General features: G+C 64.0%; 21 protein-coding genes, 1 tRNA gene and 2 pseudogenes. 17 read left to right on the forward strand and 7 right to left on the reverse strand.

What is annotated here, in order from left to right:
• The first annotated feature begins 32 nt into the window (after window positions 1–32).
• A complete protein-coding gene (locus HMPREF2914_RS26495; protein ID WP_003108875.1) occupies window positions 33–350 on the forward strand; it encodes a hypothetical protein in 318 nt (105 codons plus the stop codon).
• Here the strand turns inward: HMPREF2914_RS26495 and HMPREF2914_RS26500 are convergent.
• Window positions 340–1,239 (reverse strand): YihY/virulence factor BrkB family protein, encoded by a 900-nt coding sequence (locus HMPREF2914_RS26500; protein WP_003090797.1) that lies wholly within the window; start codon window positions 1,237–1,239, stop codon window positions 340–342. The two genes, HMPREF2914_RS26495 and HMPREF2914_RS26500, sit on opposite strands and share 11 nt — an antisense overlap.
• A 222-nt stretch (window positions 1,240–1,461) precedes the next feature.
• Between HMPREF2914_RS26500 and HMPREF2914_RS26505 the strand changes: the two genes are divergently transcribed.
• Together HMPREF2914_RS26505 and HMPREF2914_RS26510 are read left to right on the forward strand one after the other, a co-directional pair.
• On the forward strand, window positions 1,462–1,695 hold the full coding sequence (locus HMPREF2914_RS26505) for a DUF3509 domain-containing protein (protein ID WP_003090796.1): 234 nt from the start codon (window positions 1,462–1,464) through the stop codon (window positions 1,693–1,695).
• A 65-nt stretch (window positions 1,696–1,760) separates the two neighbouring features.
• Window positions 1,761–1,991: a hypothetical protein gene (locus tag HMPREF2914_RS26510; protein WP_003090795.1), complete on the forward strand. Its 231-nt coding sequence runs from the start codon at window positions 1,761–1,763 to the stop codon at window positions 1,989–1,991.
• Here the strand turns inward: HMPREF2914_RS26510 and HMPREF2914_RS26515 are convergent.
• Window positions 1,966–2,484, reverse strand: a complete 519-nt coding sequence (locus HMPREF2914_RS26515) for a thermonuclease family protein (RefSeq protein WP_016263379.1) — start codon at window positions 2,482–2,484, stop codon at window positions 1,966–1,968. The genes HMPREF2914_RS26510 and HMPREF2914_RS26515 overlap by 26 nt on opposite strands.
• Before the next feature lie 18 nt (window positions 2,485–2,502).
• A complete protein-coding gene (locus HMPREF2914_RS26520; RefSeq protein WP_003099106.1) occupies window positions 2,503–3,216 on the reverse strand; it encodes an endonuclease in 714 nt (237 codons plus the stop codon).
• 157 nt (window positions 3,217–3,373) lie between these two features.
• Here HMPREF2914_RS26520 and HMPREF2914_RS26525 point away from each other — a divergent pair, with 157 nt between their 5' ends.
• The 4 genes from HMPREF2914_RS26525 to HMPREF2914_RS26540 all read left to right on the forward strand — a co-directional run bounded on the left by HMPREF2914_RS26525 (window position 3,374) and on the right by HMPREF2914_RS26540 (window position 5,147).
• On the forward strand, window positions 3,374–3,595 hold the full coding sequence (locus tag HMPREF2914_RS26525; protein WP_003090688.1) for a ParD-like family protein: 222 nt from the start codon (window positions 3,374–3,376) through the stop codon (window positions 3,593–3,595).
• Window positions 3,592–4,374 (forward strand): type I methionyl aminopeptidase, encoded by a 783-nt coding sequence (map, locus tag HMPREF2914_RS26530; RefSeq protein WP_003090687.1) that lies wholly within the window; start codon window positions 3,592–3,594, stop codon window positions 4,372–4,374. The genes HMPREF2914_RS26525 and map overlap by 4 nt, the downstream gene beginning before the upstream one ends.
• A 53-nt stretch (window positions 4,375–4,427) precedes the next feature.
• On the forward strand, window positions 4,428–4,661 hold the full coding sequence (locus HMPREF2914_RS26535) for a hypothetical protein (RefSeq protein ID WP_003090686.1): 234 nt from the start codon (window positions 4,428–4,430) through the stop codon (window positions 4,659–4,661).
• A gap of 198 nt (window positions 4,662–4,859) precedes the next feature.
• The gene (locus tag HMPREF2914_RS26540; protein ID WP_003090684.1) at window positions 4,860–5,147 is read left to right on the forward strand and encodes a DUF3509 domain-containing protein; all 288 of its coding nucleotides are present in this window, start codon (window positions 4,860–4,862) and stop codon (window positions 5,145–5,147) included.
• Between the two features lie 324 nt (window positions 5,148–5,471).
• On the opposite strand, the gene HMPREF2914_RS26545 is transcribed toward HMPREF2914_RS26540, so the two are convergent.
• Window positions 5,472–5,648 (reverse strand): hypothetical protein, encoded by a 177-nt coding sequence (locus tag HMPREF2914_RS26545; protein WP_003099098.1) that lies wholly within the window; start codon window positions 5,646–5,648, stop codon window positions 5,472–5,474.
• Between the two features lie 84 nt (window positions 5,649–5,732).
• Window positions 5,733–6,059 (reverse strand): hypothetical protein, encoded by a 327-nt coding sequence (locus HMPREF2914_RS26550; RefSeq protein WP_003090681.1) that lies wholly within the window; start codon window positions 6,057–6,059, stop codon window positions 5,733–5,735.
• A 191-nt stretch (window positions 6,060–6,250) separates the two neighbouring features.
• On the opposite strand from HMPREF2914_RS26550, the gene HMPREF2914_RS26555 reads away from it, so the two are divergent.
• The 10 genes from HMPREF2914_RS26555 (at window position 6,251) to HMPREF2914_RS26600 (ending at window position 14,809) form a co-directional block, all read left to right on the forward strand.
• Window positions 6,251–7,114 carry an alpha/beta fold hydrolase gene (locus HMPREF2914_RS26555; RefSeq protein ID WP_003114410.1) on the forward strand — a complete coding sequence of 288 codons (864 nt, stop codon included), beginning with the start codon at window positions 6,251–6,253 and terminating at the stop codon, window positions 7,112–7,114.
• A 249-nt stretch (window positions 7,115–7,363) separates the two neighbouring features.
• Window positions 7,364–9,286, forward strand: a complete 1,923-nt coding sequence (gene thrS, locus HMPREF2914_RS26560; protein ID WP_003090677.1) for a threonine--tRNA ligase — start codon at window positions 7,364–7,366, stop codon at window positions 9,284–9,286.
• On the forward strand, window positions 9,286–9,837 hold the full coding sequence (gene infC, locus HMPREF2914_RS26565; protein WP_003119938.1) for a translation initiation factor IF-3: 552 nt from the start codon (window positions 9,286–9,288) through the stop codon (window positions 9,835–9,837). The genes thrS and infC overlap by 1 nt, the downstream gene beginning before the upstream one ends.
• Window positions 9,838–9,898: 61 nt before the next feature.
• Window positions 9,899–10,093, forward strand: a complete 195-nt coding sequence (gene rpmI, locus HMPREF2914_RS26570) for a 50S ribosomal protein L35 (protein WP_003090673.1) — start codon at window positions 9,899–9,901, stop codon at window positions 10,091–10,093.
• 23 nt (window positions 10,094–10,116) lie between these two features.
• The gene (gene rplT, locus HMPREF2914_RS26575) at window positions 10,117–10,473 is read left to right on the forward strand and encodes a 50S ribosomal protein L20 (RefSeq protein ID WP_003099086.1); all 357 of its coding nucleotides are present in this window, start codon (window positions 10,117–10,119) and stop codon (window positions 10,471–10,473) included.
• Window positions 10,474–10,570: 97 nt separating this feature from the next.
• Entirely contained in the window at window positions 10,571–11,587 is a 1,017-nt protein-coding gene (pheS, locus tag HMPREF2914_RS26580; protein WP_003090666.1) for a phenylalanine--tRNA ligase subunit alpha, read from the forward strand.
• A gap of 34 nt (window positions 11,588–11,621) precedes the next feature.
• A complete protein-coding gene (gene pheT, locus HMPREF2914_RS26585) occupies window positions 11,622–14,000 on the forward strand; it encodes a phenylalanine--tRNA ligase subunit beta (protein WP_023091632.1) in 2,379 nt (792 codons plus the stop codon).
• A gap of 3 nt (window positions 14,001–14,003) precedes the next feature.
• Window positions 14,004–14,306: an integration host factor subunit alpha gene (ihfA, locus tag HMPREF2914_RS26590; RefSeq protein ID WP_003090661.1), complete on the forward strand. Its 303-nt coding sequence runs from the start codon at window positions 14,004–14,006 to the stop codon at window positions 14,304–14,306.
• Window positions 14,287–14,643 carry a MerR family transcriptional regulator gene (locus HMPREF2914_RS26595; protein ID WP_003090655.1) on the forward strand — a complete coding sequence of 119 codons (357 nt, stop codon included), beginning with the start codon at window positions 14,287–14,289 and terminating at the stop codon, window positions 14,641–14,643. The genes ihfA and HMPREF2914_RS26595 overlap by 20 nt, the downstream gene beginning before the upstream one ends.
• Window positions 14,644–14,732: 89 nt before the next feature.
• Window positions 14,733–14,809: transfer RNA gene (locus tag HMPREF2914_RS26600), tRNA-Pro, on the forward strand.
• Between the two features lie 50 nt (window positions 14,810–14,859).
• Here HMPREF2914_RS26600 and HMPREF2914_RS26605 read toward each other — a convergent pair.
• A pseudogene (locus tag HMPREF2914_RS26605) lies at window positions 14,860–15,933 on the reverse strand (site-specific integrase); the annotation flags it as partial.
• Window positions 15,934–15,942: 9 nt separating this feature from the next.
• Window positions 15,943–16,139, reverse strand: a pseudogene (locus HMPREF2914_RS32070) (IS3 family transposase); the annotation flags it as partial.

The following is a 16,139-nucleotide window of genomic DNA, read 5'->3' on the forward strand; positions in this document are numbered from 1 at the left end:
TTTTGCCTGTTTCCGGCGATGCGAGGTGCGCAATGTCGAGGGTGGTTGCGGGATCGCTGGTCTGCCTGCTGCTCGGTTCGGCGCCGGCCTGGGCTTCCACGGCCGAGGCGTGGCAGGCGCACGACGCCATGGTGCGTGCCGCCTGCCTGAAAGCCAGCGGCTTGCGCCAGGTGCGCGCGGTGGGGCAGGTACTGCCCTTCGACGATGAGGTGGGCTATTCGGCGCTGCTCCTGCAGGGCCGCTATCCGCAGCCGCACATGCAGGGCCGCCAGGGCCGCGAGCTGTGTCTGTACCGGCGCGCCACCGGCAAGGCCAGCGTCAGCGAGGCCGACGCCCTGCTCAAGCCTTGAGTTCGGGGTCGTCGTTGTCCGGAAGTTCGCGCTCGCCAGGGTCCTTGCCGTCTTCCGAATGGTGTTCGATCACCGCGTTCAGCTCGGCGCCGAACAGCACCACTGCCGCCGACAGGTAGAAGTACAGCAGGAGGATGATGATCGCCCCGATGCTGCCGTACATGGCGTTGTAGTTGGCGAAGTTCTTCACGTAGAAGCCATAGGCGAGGGACGCGGCGATCCAGGCGATCACCGAGAGCACCGAGCCTGGAGTGATGAAGCGGAAACGCTGCTCGACATCCGGCACCAGGTAGTAGAACAGCGCCACCGCGAGCATCAGCAGGAACACCGCAAGAGGCCAGCGCAGCCAGGTCCAGAGCGTCACCAGGTACTGTTCCAGACCGACCAGGCCGGCGATCCAGGCGATCACCTGCGGCCCGGTGACCATCAGGCCGGCCGCCACCAGCAACAACAGGGCGATGCCGAGGGTGTAGAGGATCGACAGGGAGAAGCGCTTCCATACCGGGCGGCTCTCCTTCACGTCGTAGGCGGCGTTGAGCGCGATCATCATCGAGCGGATGCCCGCCGAGGAGGTCCACAGCGCCACCGCGATACCGATCGACAGCAGGCCGCCTTTCTGCTGCTGCAACTGGTCGATCACCGGGTTGACCTGATCCATCGCCTCGGGCGGCAGCAGCAACGCCGCCTGCTCGCGCAGCCAGGCGAAGAACTCCGGCAGGTGCAGGTAGCCTACGAGGGTGATCAGCACCAGCAGGAACGGAAACAGCGAGAACAGCATCTGGTAGGCGAGGGCCGAGGCGTAGGTCGGCATGTCGTCCTCAAGGAACTCGTTCACGGTGCGCTTGACCAGGCCGAACAGGCCTATTTCCCGATAAGCCGTACGGAACATTCCATCTCCTTGCTGTGTGCGTGCCGATGACGATCGACCACCGATGGCCGCTTGCCGCCAGGCATTTTCCGTTGGGTGAAATTCGTCGCGTCCTTTCTGGGACGCCACGGCGGGCGAATTGGTTCGTCGCCGGCGTCATCATTCGGTCGCATCCGTTAGCCAGACTGCGCCTGCCCGCCGCGCGGCGGGCCTCCGTCCAACTTCTCAGAAATGGAGCGCACCATGTCTGTCGACCTGAAGAAAATCGCCGCTGCCTTTCCCGAGTTCCAGTTGTCCAGCAAGAGCCGCCACGACGGCGCGCTGTTGTTGCAGTTGCAGGCCGCCGACGGCCGCTACGTGGCTCGCACCATACCCTCGCCGCAGCTCAGCGCGCCGCCGGAGACCGAATGGCTGATCCGCAGCATCCGCCGGGAACTGGCCGTGCCGGGCATGGAAATGGCGATGGCGGCACGCTGAGTTTTTTCGTCGCGGGAACCGATGATGCGATAATTCCGCCTTTCCACACAGCTGACGGGAAGGCAATGAAGCGCGAGAAGGTTCGGGACAGGCAGGCGGCAGGGAAGATCTCGGCGACCCACATCATCGCCAATCCCACCCTGGCCAGGGAATGGATCGTGTTCTTCAAGAAGGACGGCGGGCGCAGCTATTTCCTGGTCGACGAGAGCGACGAGGTGATGTCGTTCCGACGGCTCGACGACGCGGTCAAGGAGCTGCGCGGGCTGGGCATCAAGTTCGCGGAGATCCATCTCTAGGAGCGGCGTCGCGCGGTCCCCACTGGCCAGCCTTGCGCGCCCGCGCTTCTTCCTCGGCGAACCGGTACTGGCCGCGCGCCTCGGCCGTCTGGCCGCTGTCCGGCGCGTCGCGCCAACTGGCCAGGCCAATGGTCAGCAGGGCCAGCCCGGCATCCAGGGTATGTCCGCAGGTGGGGCAGTCGGCCGGGGTGACCCAGGCCGCGCCGAGGATGCGGAAGCGCGCGTCGCGGCCTTGCTCGCGGATGGTCGCCGATTTGCCGAGCAGCATGTCTTCCAGGGCCTCCCGGGCGCGCCGACGCCAGGGCTCGGCGGCCGGTAGCTCGACGGCGTTGAGCTGGATGCGCAGTGCCTTGTTCGCGCCGGGCAGGCGGCAGCCCAGGCTGGCGTCGTCGTGTATCGCCACCACCGTGCAGTCGAAGCGGCGCTCCCCGGCGTCGGCGGCGAACGCCAGGGCGGCGCAGAGCGGCAACAGGGCGAGGGTGCGGAAGATCATGGGCTACTCCGGCGGAGGTCAGCGTCGACGCGAGGATAGGTTGCTGCAGGTTGCCAGGTCCACCGGGCCGACATAGGGATTGCCCCAGCCCATCACGCAGCCGACCATGTGGTTGCGCTGGCGCTCCCAGGTCTGTGGCGGGTACTGCTTGTGCCAGGCGTTGTAGAGCTGGCGATCCTGCTTCGACAGGCGCAGACCGTAGCGGTCGCTCATGTAGAAGTAGGTGCGGGCGATCATCCCGCGAATCTGCGGGCGTGGCATCGCCTTGCGCGCCTTGAAGTCCACCACCATCGGGCAGGCGCCGTATTGCTGGGGTTTCTGCGGCAGCCAGCCGAAGCCGAAGTTGCTGCGGTCGCCGTTGACCTCGCCGATGCTCGGCACCAGGTTGTGCAGGTCGGCCTCGGCGCGCTGGTAGGTGCTGTCGTGCCTCGCGCAGTTGCTCCGCCCGCCGTTCTGCCAGCAGCGTCGCTGGTGACCGATCACCCAGGCCGGAACGATGTGTTCCCACTCGATGCGCCGCGCGCGGTTGGCGTTCTTCCTCGGCTTGTAGCCGCAACTGGCGAGGTCGACACGATTTCCCGAGTAGCGACAGCCGCAGTAGAACTCCACGGATTGCCGGGCGTAGAGCTTCCAGCCGATTTTCTTCGCTTCGGAGAACGTGCGCGGGGCGTTGGCCTGGCCGGCGCTGGCGAGGAGGAGGGCGAAAAGGCCTACAAACAAACGGGAAAGCATGCGGCAACTTCCAAAAAAATCCGCATGTTACTGATTTTGCAGGAGATGCCAATCGTGGCCAGTCCATGGCCAGGCGAGGGGCGGACCTTCCCGTTTGCGCCGCGTCCATGAGATGGTTAGTATACGTTACGTATATGTTTTGTAGTCGAGGTGTAGTGTGGGCCTGGTGAAGATTTCCGAGCAATTGCACGAAGAGGCGCGCATCGCCTGCAAGGCCATGTCGCGCTCGATCAATGCCCAGGCCGAGCACTGGATGCGCATCGGCATGCTGATCGAAGCCAATCCCGGCCTGACCTATGCGCAGGTGCTACGTCAATTGATGGACGAAGCGCGCGAAAGCGACCGCCGCGAGCAGGACGCGGCGAGGATCTCGGGATGATCAAGAGCGCGGAGGAAATCCAGCGCATGAGCGTGGCCGGCGCGCTCACCGCGAAAGTCCTCGAAGCCCTCGACGAGGTGGTGCGGCCAGGCATCAGCACGGCAGAGATCGACCGCTTCTGCGAGCGCTACATCGTCGACACCCTCGCGGCGATTCCCGGCAGCAAGGGGCAGTACGGCTATCCGTTCACGGTGAACACCTCGGTCAACGAGGTGGTCTGTCATGGCTGGCCGTCGGCGCAGCAGATCCTCCGCGACGGCGATATCGTCAACGTCGACGTCACGGTGATCAAGGACGGCTATTTCGGCGACAGCAGCAAGATGTACCGGGTCGGCGCCATCGACCGCCAGGCGCAGAAGCTGCTCGACGTCACCCGCGAATGCCTGTACCGGGCGATCCGCGTGGTGCGCCCGGACGCCACCCTCGGCGATATCGGGCATGCCATCCAGAGTCACGCCGAAGCCAACGGTTATTCGGTGGTCCGCGAATACTGCGGGCATGGCATCGGCCGCAAGATGCACGAGGCGCCGCAGGTCCTGCACTTCGGTCGCGCTGGCGCGGGTGCGCGGCTGAAGGCCGGGATGACCTTCACCATCGAACCGATGATCAACCAGGGCGGCCACGCGGTGAAGCTGCACAAGGACGGCTGGACCGTGACCACCCGCGACCGCCGCCTGTCGGCCCAGTACGAGCACACCGTGCTGGTCACCGAGCGGGGTTGCCGGGTCCTGACCCTGCGCGAAGAGGAGCGCGAGGCGCTGGCCGACCTGGCTGGCTGATCGACGCCCGGCCTGGTTACACTGCGACGACTTTTCCGAAGGGAGGCTGGCGGGTGTCCGGCAGGCGTTTTGGCGAGTTCGAACTGCGCGCCACCTGGTTGCGCGAGGACAGCGGCTATCTGGCCGAGATCGAGATAACCAGCATCGACGACGGACGCACCGAATGGCTGGTGCTGCCGGGCCAGCCGCCGTGCGAGAGTCCGGCGGCCGCGCTGTCGCTGGCGGAAGCGGCGCTGTACCGGGTGCGCGGCTTCGATGCGCGGGGCCGGCCGCTGTTTTCCGACTGAGCCTGCTGGCAAATCGCATGGTGCATTTCGCATGATCTTGCAGTTTGCACGGACCGCTTCGCTGAGTATTTTCACAAGCTATTGATTTTAAATGGTTTTAATTTTCCATGTGGCTGGCATGAAAGCTGCCACCTTTCCCCGTGTTGCGGCTGCGCTGAAGTTCGCGGTCGGTTTTCATGCAAGAGGGGATAAACGATCATGGAAAAGTCCATCAAGATGCTGTTCGATGCCTTCCAGGCCACCTTTGCCGTATCCACCCAGATGCGTCCGGACGGCGGCGCCCTGCTGACCCTGCGCAACGGCGAAGAGATCGTGACCCGTCGCGTGGTGTCCGCCGCCCAGTTGGCCGACGAGAAGCGCATGTACTGGTTCATCAACGCCGTGCGCCGCGACCTGGCCCTGGAGGCAGGGAGCCTGCCGGTGGATGTGGTCGGTACCCTGCGTCGTTTGCAGGAGCGCGGCCTGCCGAGCTACATGGCGGGCTGAACGGTTCGTCCGGAATCCTGGCGGAGGCCTCCGGCAGGGCGGGCGAGAGTGCTAGAGTGAAGCTTCGAGGGGCTGGGCGAGGATCGACCGGCCCCGCTCGTGTCGGAAGGGAAGGCCAGGGCTGGCCTGCCCGTTCGGCGCTTCGGCAGGCTGGCGCAGAACGATGCAAGGTCGTTCGGGTCAGCATCAGGGATGAAATGACTGACAGGAGTCGGGATGCTGCGTTACGTCGTGGGTTTTCTCGCGTTCACCGTGCTGGCGGCCTATCTGTTGCTGGGGGTTTCCCAGCACGCCTTCCTGCCGTGACCGGTCGGCGTGGCGGCTTCAGCTGCGTTGTGGAAGAGGCTGTGGCGGTCGCGCGGGATGCCGGTTTTCGGCTTGCCGTGCCTTGCGTTGCAGGCGCGCGCGCCGACGCGGCACGCGCAGGAAGGCCCACAGGGTGACGCCGGCGAGGCCCAGCCAGGCGACGATCAGCAATGTGACGAAGGATTCGGGAGTCATGGTTCGTCCTCCTCTTACCCAAGGATAGACCCTGCGGGAAGGGGAATTACTGCAATCGGTCTTCGACCATGGTCTGAAACGCGGTCACTCGGGGCCGGCGCCGACCAGAGCCAGGCAGCCGGTGAGGCTGGTCAGCAGGGGCAGGGCGAGCAGGAAAGCCAGCCAGATGGCCTCCATGCGCAACAGCGTGGCGCCGAGGAACAGCGCGACCAGGAGGATGGTCATGAGCAGGGCGGTCCAGCCGAAGTACATGGCGAAGTTGTCGATGCCCAGGCCGATGCCCCAGCCCAGCAGCAGGGCCCATACCCCGGCCAGTGCCAGGCCGAGGGCCAGCATGCTCGCCAGGGTCCGGGCGGACGGGGCATGCAGCGGGTGGTTGCGGAATAGCTCGTAGAAGATCGGCGTATTCATCGGCGTCACCTCCGCAGGGGAACTTCCAGCCTAGCCCAGCGGGCGAGACGGCCCTAGACCTATTTGTCATTACGGGGCGTGACCTCAGGCCGCTAACATCCATCTTTTCCAGGCGATGCCGTGCATCGGGCTGCGGGCCCGATCACCGTTCGTCGCGCTGAGTCGAAAAAGAAACCGAAAGGGTTGCGTGCATGAGTGGCGAACTCGCCTCGTTCGAGGTGGATGGGTATCAACTGGTCTATCAGGACCTGGGCGAGGGCACGCCGGTGCTACTGGTCCACGGTTCGCTCTGCGACTACCGCTACTGGCAATGGCAGTTGCGCAGCCTCGGCGAGCGCCACCGGCTGATCGTGCCGAGCCTGCGTCACTACTACCCCGAGCGCTGGGACGGGCAGGGTGCGGACTTCACCAGCGCCCGCCACGTCGCCGACCTGCTGGCGCTGGTCGAGCGGCTCGGCGAGCCGGTACACCTGCTCGGCCATTCCCGTGGCGGCAACCTGGCGTTGCGCCTGGCGCTGGCCGCTCCGGACGCCCTGCGTTCGCTGAGCCTGGCCGATCCCGGCGGTGACTATGCCGCCGAGGTCTACGCTCACGCCGGCCTGCCTGCGCCCGAGGAGCCATTGGAACGCAACCAGTTCCGGCGCCAGGCGCTCGAATTGATCCGTGGCGGCGAGGCGGAACGGGGACTGGAACTGTTCGTCGATACGGTGAGCGGCGCCGGGGTATGGAAACGCTCGTCGGCGACGTTCCGCCGAATGACCCTGGACAACGCCATGACCCTGGTCGGGCAGGTGGCCGACCAGCCGCCGGCGCTGGCGCTGTCGGAACTGCGCTCGATCGACCTGCCGAGCCTGATCCTCAATGGCGAACGCAGCCCGCTGCCATTCCCGGCCACCGCCGAGGCGCTGGCGGCGGCCCTGCCGCGCGCCGAGCTGCAACGCATCCAGGGCGCGTCCCATGGCCTCAATGCCACCCGTCCGGCGGCTTTCAACCGGTCGGTACTGGAGTTCCTGGCGCGCGTCGATGGCGTTGCGCCGGACGTGGAAACGTCCTGAAGCGAGGTCGGGCGAACTGACCGCTCGTCAGCTCGCCGCGGATGCTTTACCATGGGCGCTTCGCGCCGGATCAGCTCCGGCGTTTTTCGTCAGTATCCATTCCCAGTGATCTCCGTCCGCGCGCTTCGGCGCAGGGGTGCCGCAAGGCGCCTGCCACTGTGAGGCAGGCCGGCCCGGCGGGCGACGCTTACTGGCACATCCCAACCCACGTGGCCTTTGGTAGGGGTCACCACTAGGAGAGGAGGCGCCATGCCCATCATTACTCTTCCCGACGGCAGTCAACGTTCCTTCGATCACCCGGTCTCCGTGGCCGAGGTGGCCCAATCCATCGGCGCGGGCCTGGCCAAGGCGACCCTCGCCGGCAAGGTCGACGGCCGCCTGGTCGACGCCTGCGACACCATCGATCGCGACGCGACCCTGCAGATCATCACGCCCAAGGACGAGGAAGGACTGGAGATCATCCGCCACTCCTGCGCCCACCTGGTCGGCCATGCGGTCAAGCAGCTCTATCCGACCGCGAAGATGGTCATCGGCCCGGTGATCGAGGAAGGCTTCTACTACGACATCTTCTTCGAGCGCCCCTTCACCCCCGAGGACATGGCGGCGATCCAGCAACGCATGCGCGAGCTGATCGACAAGGACTACGACGTGATCAAGAAGATGACCCCGCGCGCCGAGGTCATCGAGCTGTTCAAGTCCCGTGGCGAAGACTACAAGCTGCGCCTGATCGACGACATGCCGGACGAGAAGGCCATGGGCCTGTACTTCCATGAGGAGTACGTGGACATGTGCCGCGGCCCGCACGTGCCGAACACCCGCTTCCTCAAGGCGTTCCAACTGACCAAGATTTCCGGCGCCTACTGGCGCGGCGACTCGAAGAACGAGCAACTGCAACGTATCTACGGCACCGCCTGGGCCGACAAGAAGCAACTGGCGGCCTACATCCAGCGCATCGAAGAGGCCGAGAAGCGCGACCATCGCCGCATCGGCAAGCAGCTCGACCTGTTCCACCTGCAGGAAGAGGCGCCGGGCATGGTGTTCTGGCACCCGAACGGCTGGAGCGTCTACCAGGTGCTCGAGCAGTACATGCGCAAGGTCCAGCGCGACCATGGCTACGTCGAAGTGCGTACCCCGCAGGTGGTCGACCGCATCCTCTGGGAGCGTTCGGGCCACTGGTCGAACTACGCCGAGAACATGTTCACCACCTCCTCGGAAAGCCGCGACTACGCGGTCAAGCCGATGAACTGCCCGTGCCACGTGCAGATCTTCAACCAGGGCCTGAAGTCCTACCGCGACCTGCCGCTGCGCCTCGCCGAGTTCGGCGCCTGCCACCGCAACGAGCCGTCCGGCGCGCTGCACGGGATCATGCGCGTACGCGGCTTCACCCAGGACGACGCGCATATCTTCTGCACCGAAGAGCAGGTGAAGAAGGAAGCGGCCGATTTCATCAAGCTGACCCTGCAGGTCTACCGCGACTTCGGTTTCACCGACATCGCCATGAAGCTGTCGACCCGTCCGGCCAAGCGCGTCGGTTCCGACGAGCTGTGGGATCGCGCCGAAGGCGCGCTGGCCGATGCGCTGAACGAATCCGGCCTGGCCTGGGAATACCAGCCGGGCGAGGGCGCGTTCTACGGGCCGAAGATCGAGTTCACCCTGAAGGACTGCCTCGGCCGTAACTGGCAGTGCGGCACCCTGCAGTACGACCCGAACCTGCCGGAGCGCCTGGACGCCAGCTACATCGCCGAGGACAACAACCGCAAGCGCCCGGTGATGCTGCACCGCGCGATCCTCGGGTCCTTCGAGCGCTTCATCGGCATGCTCATCGAGCACTACGCCGGAGCCTTCCCGGCCTGGCTGGCGCCGACCCAGGCAGTGGTGATGAACATCACCGACAAGCAGGCCGATTTCGCCGCCGAGGTGGTGCGGATCCTCGGGGAAAGCGGATTCCGTGCCAAGTCCGACTTGAGAAACGAGAAGATCGGCTTTAAAATCCGCGAGCATACTTTGCTCAAGGTTCCCTATCTCTTGGTTATTGGAGATCGGGAAGTTGAATCGAAGGCCGTCGCGGTGCGTACGCGCGAAGGGGAAGACCTGGGCTCCATGCCCGTCACCCAGTTCGCTGAGCTGTTGGCACAGGCGGTTTCCCGGCGTGGTCGCCAAGACTCGGAGTAATCATTATTAAGCGTGAAATGAGACAGGATAAGCGAGCTCAACCGAAACCCCCGATCAACGAGAACATCTCGGCTCGTGAGGTACGGTTGATTGGAGCTGATGGCCAGCAGGTTGGTGTTGTTTCGATCGATGAGGCGATCCGCCTAGCCGAAGAGGCGAAGCTGGACCTGGTTGAGATTTCGGCCGACGCGGTGCCTCCTGTCTGCCGCATCATGGACTACGGCAAGCACCTGTTCGAGAAGAAGAAGCAGGCTGCGGTCGCCAAGAAGAACCAGAAGCAGGCGCAGGTCAAAGAAATCAAGTTTCGTCCAGGGACGGAAGAAGGGGATTACCAGGTAAAACTACGCAACCTGGTACGTTTCCTTAGTGAAGGGGACAAGGCCAAGGTATCCCTGCGATTCCGCGGCCGTGAGATGGCTCACCAGGAGCTGGGGATGGAGCTGTTGAAGCGGGTCGAAGCCGACCTCGTGGAGTACGGCACCGTCGAGCAGCATCCTAAGCTGGAAGGACGCCAGCTGATGATGGTCATCGCTCCCAAGAAGAAAAAGTAACCACCAGGGCACTGGCAGGCCTTGCGGTTATGCGTAATCACTCAATGCGGAGTATCCGAACATGCCAAAGATGAAGACCAAAAGTGGCGCGGCCAAGCGCTTCAAGAAGACTGCTGGTGGCCTCAAGCACAAGCACGCCTTCAAGAGCCACATCCTGACCAAGATGACCACCAAGCGTAAGCGTCAACTGCGCGGCACCTCGATGCTGAACAAGTCTGACGTTGCGCGCGTAGAACGCTCCCTGCGTCTGCGCTGATTATTAAGGTAGAGGATTAATTCATGGCTCGTGTTAAGCGTGGCGTTATCGCCCGTCGTCGTCACAAGAAAATTCTGAAGCTCGCCAAGGGCTACTACGGTGCACGCTCGCGCGTGTTCCGCGTTGCCAAGCAGGCGGTGATCAAGGCTGGCCAATACGCCTACCGTGACCGTCGTCAGCGCAAGCGTCAGTTCCGCGCACTGTGGATCGCCCGTATCAACGCTGGTGCTCGTCAGAACGGTCTGTCCTACAGCCGCCTGATCGCCGGCCTGAAAAAGGCGGCCATCGAGATCGACCGTAAGGTCCTGGCCGATCTGGCAGTGAACGAAAAAGCGGCGTTTACCGCGATTGTCGAGAAAGCGAAGGCAAGCTTGGCTTAAGCCCTACGACAATCACCGGACCTCGGTCCGGACGTAACGTCACCGATAGGGGAAGAGCCTTACCGCTCTTCCCCTATTTTGTATCTGGAGTCCATACATGGAAAACCTGGATGCGCTGGTCTCTCAAGCATTGGAGGCTGTGCGACACACCGAAGACGTCAATGCCCTGGAGCAGATCCGGGTTCACTACCTCGGCAAGAAAGGCGAACTGACCCAGGTGATGAAGACCCTGGGCGACCTGCCGGCCGAAGAGCGGCCGAAGGTCGGCGCGCTGATCAACGTGGCCAAGGAAAAGGTCCAGGATGCGCTGAACGCGCGTAAGACCGAGCTGGAAGGGGCCGCGCTGGCCGCCCGGCTGGCCGCGGAGCGCATCGATGTCACCCTGCCCGGTCGTGGCCAACTGAGCGGCGGCCTGCATCCGGTCACCCGCACGCTGGAGCGCATCGAGCAGTGCTTCAGCCGCATCGGCTACGAAGTCGCCGAAGGCCCGGAAGTCGAAGACGACTACCACAACTTCGAAGCGCTCAATATTCCGGGCCACCACCCGGCGCGTGCCATGCACGATACTTTCTATTTCAATGCGAACATGCTGCTGCGTACCCACACCTCACCGGTGCAGGTGCGGACCATGGAGTCCCAGCAGCCGCCGATCCGCATTGTCTGCCCGGGGCGCGTCTACCGCTGCGACTCCGACCTGACCCACTCGCCGATGTTCCACCAGGTGGAAGGCCTGCTGGTGGACGAGGGCGTCAGCTTCGCCGACCTCAAGGGCACCATCGAGGAATTCCTCCGCGCCTTCTTCGAGAAGCAGCTCGAAGTGCGCTTCCGTCCGTCCTTCTTCCCCTTCACCGAGCCCTCGGCCGAAGTGGACATCCAGTGCGTGATCTGCAGCGGCAACGGCTGCCGCGTGTGCAAGCAGACCGGCTGGCTGGAAGTCATGGGTTGCGGCATGGTGCACCCGAACGTGCTGCGCATGTCCAACATCGATCCCGAGAAATTCCAGGGCTTCGCCTTCGGCATGGGCGCCGAGCGCCTGGCCATGCTGCGCTACGGGGTGAACGACCTGCGTCTGTTCTTCGATAACGATCTGCGCTTCCTCGGACAATTCCGCTAGGCCAGAACGCAACCGGATTCCTTAGGAGAACAGGATGAAATTCAGTGAAAAGTGGCTGCGGAGCTGGGCAAATCCGCAGGTTTCCCATGACGAGCTGGTCGCTCGCCTGTCCATGGTCGGCCTCGAGGTCGACGCCGACCTGCCGGTCGCCGGCGCCTTCAGCGGCGTGGTGGTCGGTGAGGTGCTCTCGACCGAACAGCATCCGGACGCCGACAAGCTGCGCGTCTGCCAGGTCAGCAACGGCAGCGAGACCTTCCAGGTCGTCTGCGGTGCGCCCAACGTGCGCGCGGGCCTGAAGATTCCCTTCGCCATGATCGGCGCCGAACTGCCGGGCGACTTCAAGATCAAGAAAGCCAAGCTGCGTGGCGTCGAGTCCTTCGGCATGCTCTGCTCGGCCAAGGAATTGCAGATCAGCGAAGAGAACGCCGGTCTGCTCGAGCTGCCGGCCGACGCGCCGGTCGGCCAGGACGTCCGCACCTACCTGGAGCTGGACGACTACACCATCGAGGTCGGCCTGACCCCGAACCGCGGCGACTGCCTGTCGCTCGCCGGCCTGGCCCGTGAAGTCAGCGCCATCTACGACGTCCCGCTGGCGCCGGTGGCGGTGGATGCGGTCGCCGCGCAGCACGACGAGACCCGTCCGGTCGAACTCGCCGCGCCGGCCGCCTGCCCGCGCTATCTCGGCCGGGTGCTCCGCAACGTCGACCTGAGCCGGCCGACCCCGTTGTGGATGGTCGAGCGCCTGCGCCGTTCCGACATCCGCAGCATCGACCCGGTGGTCGACGTCACCAACTACGTGATGATCGAACTGGGCCAGCCGATGCATGCCTTCGACCTTGCCGAGATCAACGGCGGCGTGCGCGTGCGCATGGCCGAGGACGGCGAGACGCTGGTCCTGCTCGACGGCCAGGAAATCACCCTGCGCGCCGACACCCTGGTGATCGCCGACCACCAGCGCGCCCTGGCCATCGCCGGGGTGATGGGCGGCGAGCACAGCGGCGTCAGCGACAGCACCCGCGACCTGTTCCTCGAAGCCGCGTTCTTCGACACCATCGCCCTGGCCGGCAAGGCCCGCTCCTATGGCCTGCACACCGACTCCTCGCATCGCTTCGAGCGCGGCGTCGACAGCCAGTTGGCGCGCAAGGCCATGGAGCGCGCGACGCGCCTGATCCTCGACATCGTCGGCGGTGAACCGGGGCCGATCGTCGAGCAGGTCAGCGAAGCGCACCTGCCGAAGGTCGCGCCGATCACCCTGCGCGCCGAGCGCGTGACCCAGATGCTCGGCATGCCGCTGGACGCCGCCGAGATCGTGCGCCTGCTGCAAGCCCTGGAACTAACGGTGGTAGCCGACGGGGAAGGGCAGTGGTCGGTCGGCGTACCGAGCCATCGCTTCGACATTTCCCTGGAAGTCGACCTGATCGAGGAACTGGCCCGTCTCTACGGATACAATCGCCTGCCGGTGCGCTACCCGCAGGCGCGCCTGGCGCCGAACAACAAGCCGGAAGCGCGCGCCGCGCTGCCGCTGCTGCGGCGCCTGCTGGTCGCCCGCGGCTACCAGGAAGCGATCACCTTCAGCTTCATCGATCCGGCCCTGTTCGAACTGTTCGATCCGGGCACCCAGCCGCTGACCCTGGCCAACCCGATCTCCGCCGACATGGCGGCGATGCGTTCCAGCCTCTGGCCGGGCCTGGTCAAGGCGCTGCAGCACAACCTCAACCGCCAGCAGTCGCGGGTCCGCCTGTTCGAAAGCGGCCTGCGCTTCGTCGGTCAACTGGAAGGCTTGAAGCAGGAAGCCATGCTCGCCGGCGCCATCTGCGGCAAGCGCCTGCCGGAAGGCTGGGCCAACGGCCGTGACGGCGTGGACTTCTTCGACGCCAAGGCCGATGTCGAGGCAGTGCTGGCCAGTGCCGGCGCCCTCGGCGACTTCAGCTTCGTGCCCGGTGAGCACCCGGCGCTGCACCCGGGGCAGACCGCGCGCATCGAGCGGGAAGGGCGGCTGGTCGGCTACCTGGGCGCGCTGCATCCGGAACTGGCGAAGAAACTCGACCTCGAGCAGCCGGTGTTCCTCTTCGAGCTGCTGTTGGCCGAAGTGGTCGACGGTCACCTGCCGAAGTTCCGCGAGCTGTCGCGCTTCCCCGAAGTGCGCCGCGACCTGGCGCTGCTGGTGGACCAGGACGTGCCGGCACAAGACATCCTGACACAAATCCGTGCGGCGGCCGGCGAATGGCTGACGGACCTCAGGCTGTTTGATGTGTATCACGGTAAAGGCATTGATCCGCATAGAAAAAGCCTTGCCGTCGGCTTGACCTGGCAGCATCCATCGCGCACTCTTAATGACGATGAAGTCAATAGCACGACGCAGAACATCGTCACGTCGTTGGAAGAAAGGTTCAATGCCACGTTAAGGAAATAGCGTATGGGGGCTCTGACGAAAGCTGAAATTGCGGAACGTCTGTACGAAGAGCTGGGCCTGAACAAACGGGAAGCCAAGGAGTTGGTGGAGTTGTTCTTCGAAGAGATCCGCCAGGCGCTGGAGCACAACGAGCAGGTCAAGCTGTCCGGTTTCGGCAACTTCGACCTGCGCGACAAGCGCCAGCGCCCCGGACGCAACCCGAAGACCGGCGAAGAAATCCCGATCACGGCCCGCCGCGTTGTCACCTTTCGTCCAGGGCAGAAACTGAAGGCCAGGGTTGAGGCATATGCTGGAACCAAGTCATAACGACGAGCTGCCACCGATTCCCGGCAAGCGCTACTTCACCATCGGCGAAGTCAGCGACTTGTGCGCGGTCAAGCCCCACGTGCTGCGCTACTGGGAGCAGGAGTTCCCGCAGCTCAACCCGGTGAAGCGCCGCGGAAACCGCCGCTATTATCAGCGCCAGGACGTGCTGATGATCCGCCAGATCCGCGCGCTCCTCTACGACCAGGGCTTCACCATCGGCGGGGCGCGCCAGCGCCTCTCCGGCGACGAGGCCAAGGACGACGTCACCCAGTACAAGCAGCTCATCCGCCAGATGATCGCCGAGCTGGAAGAAGTCCTACTGGTCCTGAAGAAGTGACGGAAGCAAAAAAAACTTCCACTTATCAGAAGCTTAGTATATAGTGCGGCTCACTTCGGAAGCACAGCCACTGAGCTTGGAAGTACAGTCGGGGCGTAGCGCAGCCTGGTAGCGCACTTGCATGGGGTGCAAGGGGTCGAGTGTTCGAATCACTCCGTCCCGACCAAATAACTCCACGACTTAGGCTAGTTCAGAGATGAGCTGGCCTTTTTCGTTTCAGGGTCTTTTGCGGGACTTTTCATCCTGCCTTCTCCGCAGTGTTGTCAGCGCCGGCCCTCGCGAGTCCGTCGCCGATATCTTGTTGGCCTCATCGATCAGTTTTCCCGTCTCTGCAACTGAGTAGTGACTGGTGATGCTGCCGTTCTTGTGGCCGCCCAGTAAGGCCCGCCGGTCTTCCTCGGTGACGCCAGCTGCCCGCAGCCTTCTCCCGAAGGTGTGCTTCAGGTCGTGGATGCGGATTGAGGCGAATCCCTTCGGTGCCGGACGCAGGGCGCGTTCTTGGTACTTATTCGCCGCCCTGAGCCGTGCCTTCTTCCAGGCGCTATCGTTCATCCGATGAACCGGTGTCGCCTTGCCGTTCCTGTCGGGCATCCCATACGGGAATACCCAGACTGGATCCAGGCCGCGCTGCCCCTCGATGACCGATTTGGCCACGGTGTTTAGCACGACCAGCCGTTCCTCTCCGTTCTTCACACCCGAGCCTTTGTCCCTGCCTCCAAAATCCGAAGGAATCAGGAACACGCTGGTGTCGAGCTCCGGAACCGGGATCTCCCAGTCCCACCTCAGCTTGACCACCTACTGCTCGCGGGAGCCGCAGTTGCCCTTGTAGAGCGCCATCCGGCGCAGGTGGTCCGGCAGTTCCGAGAACAGCAGCGATTGCTCTTCCCACGAAAGCGGGTAGGGCGTTCGCCTCGATCGCTTCTCGTCCAGCTTGCTGATCATCGGTACCGTGTCCAGCCAGGGCCGTTTCTCTTCGTCACGCCATTTCCGGGCGCATTGGTTGAGAATGCGGATGACCTTCTCCAGGGCGATGTTCACCGTCCTTGGGGTTACACCAGGCTTCACCTTGCCGGTCGATGTCCTGCTCGGCTTCAGCTTGTCCTTGATGTACGGGGTAAGCGACTCGTCATCGACGTGCGTGAGCGGTAGGTCGCCGATGTAGGGATCCAACTGCTCGAAGTAGATGGCGGCCAGGCCGATCGACGGCATATCCTTGTACTCCATCAGGTAGCGGGTGGCGGCTTCGCGCCAGCTCCTGACTCGGCGAATGCCGTAGACCTTCTCCTGTCGGTGTAGTGGTCAACCCATCCCGGACAGTGGGTTGAGTTTTTCTTCGGCCACCGCAGGTGGTAACCCGTCGTTGAATTGATGCGGCCTGATCCAGTTGTAGCGGTGCATCAAGTAATGACTGATGTCCCGTTGGGCCTCCTGCGCCGTCAGGTAACCCGTTGACGGGACCCACTCCGACTTCAGACTGCGGAACAGGCGCTCCATCG

Origin of the sequence: Pseudomonas sp. HMSC067G02, assembly GCF_001813485.1 — a bacterium.
Lineage (GTDB): Bacteria > Pseudomonadota > Gammaproteobacteria > Pseudomonadales > Pseudomonadaceae > Pseudomonas > Pseudomonas aeruginosa.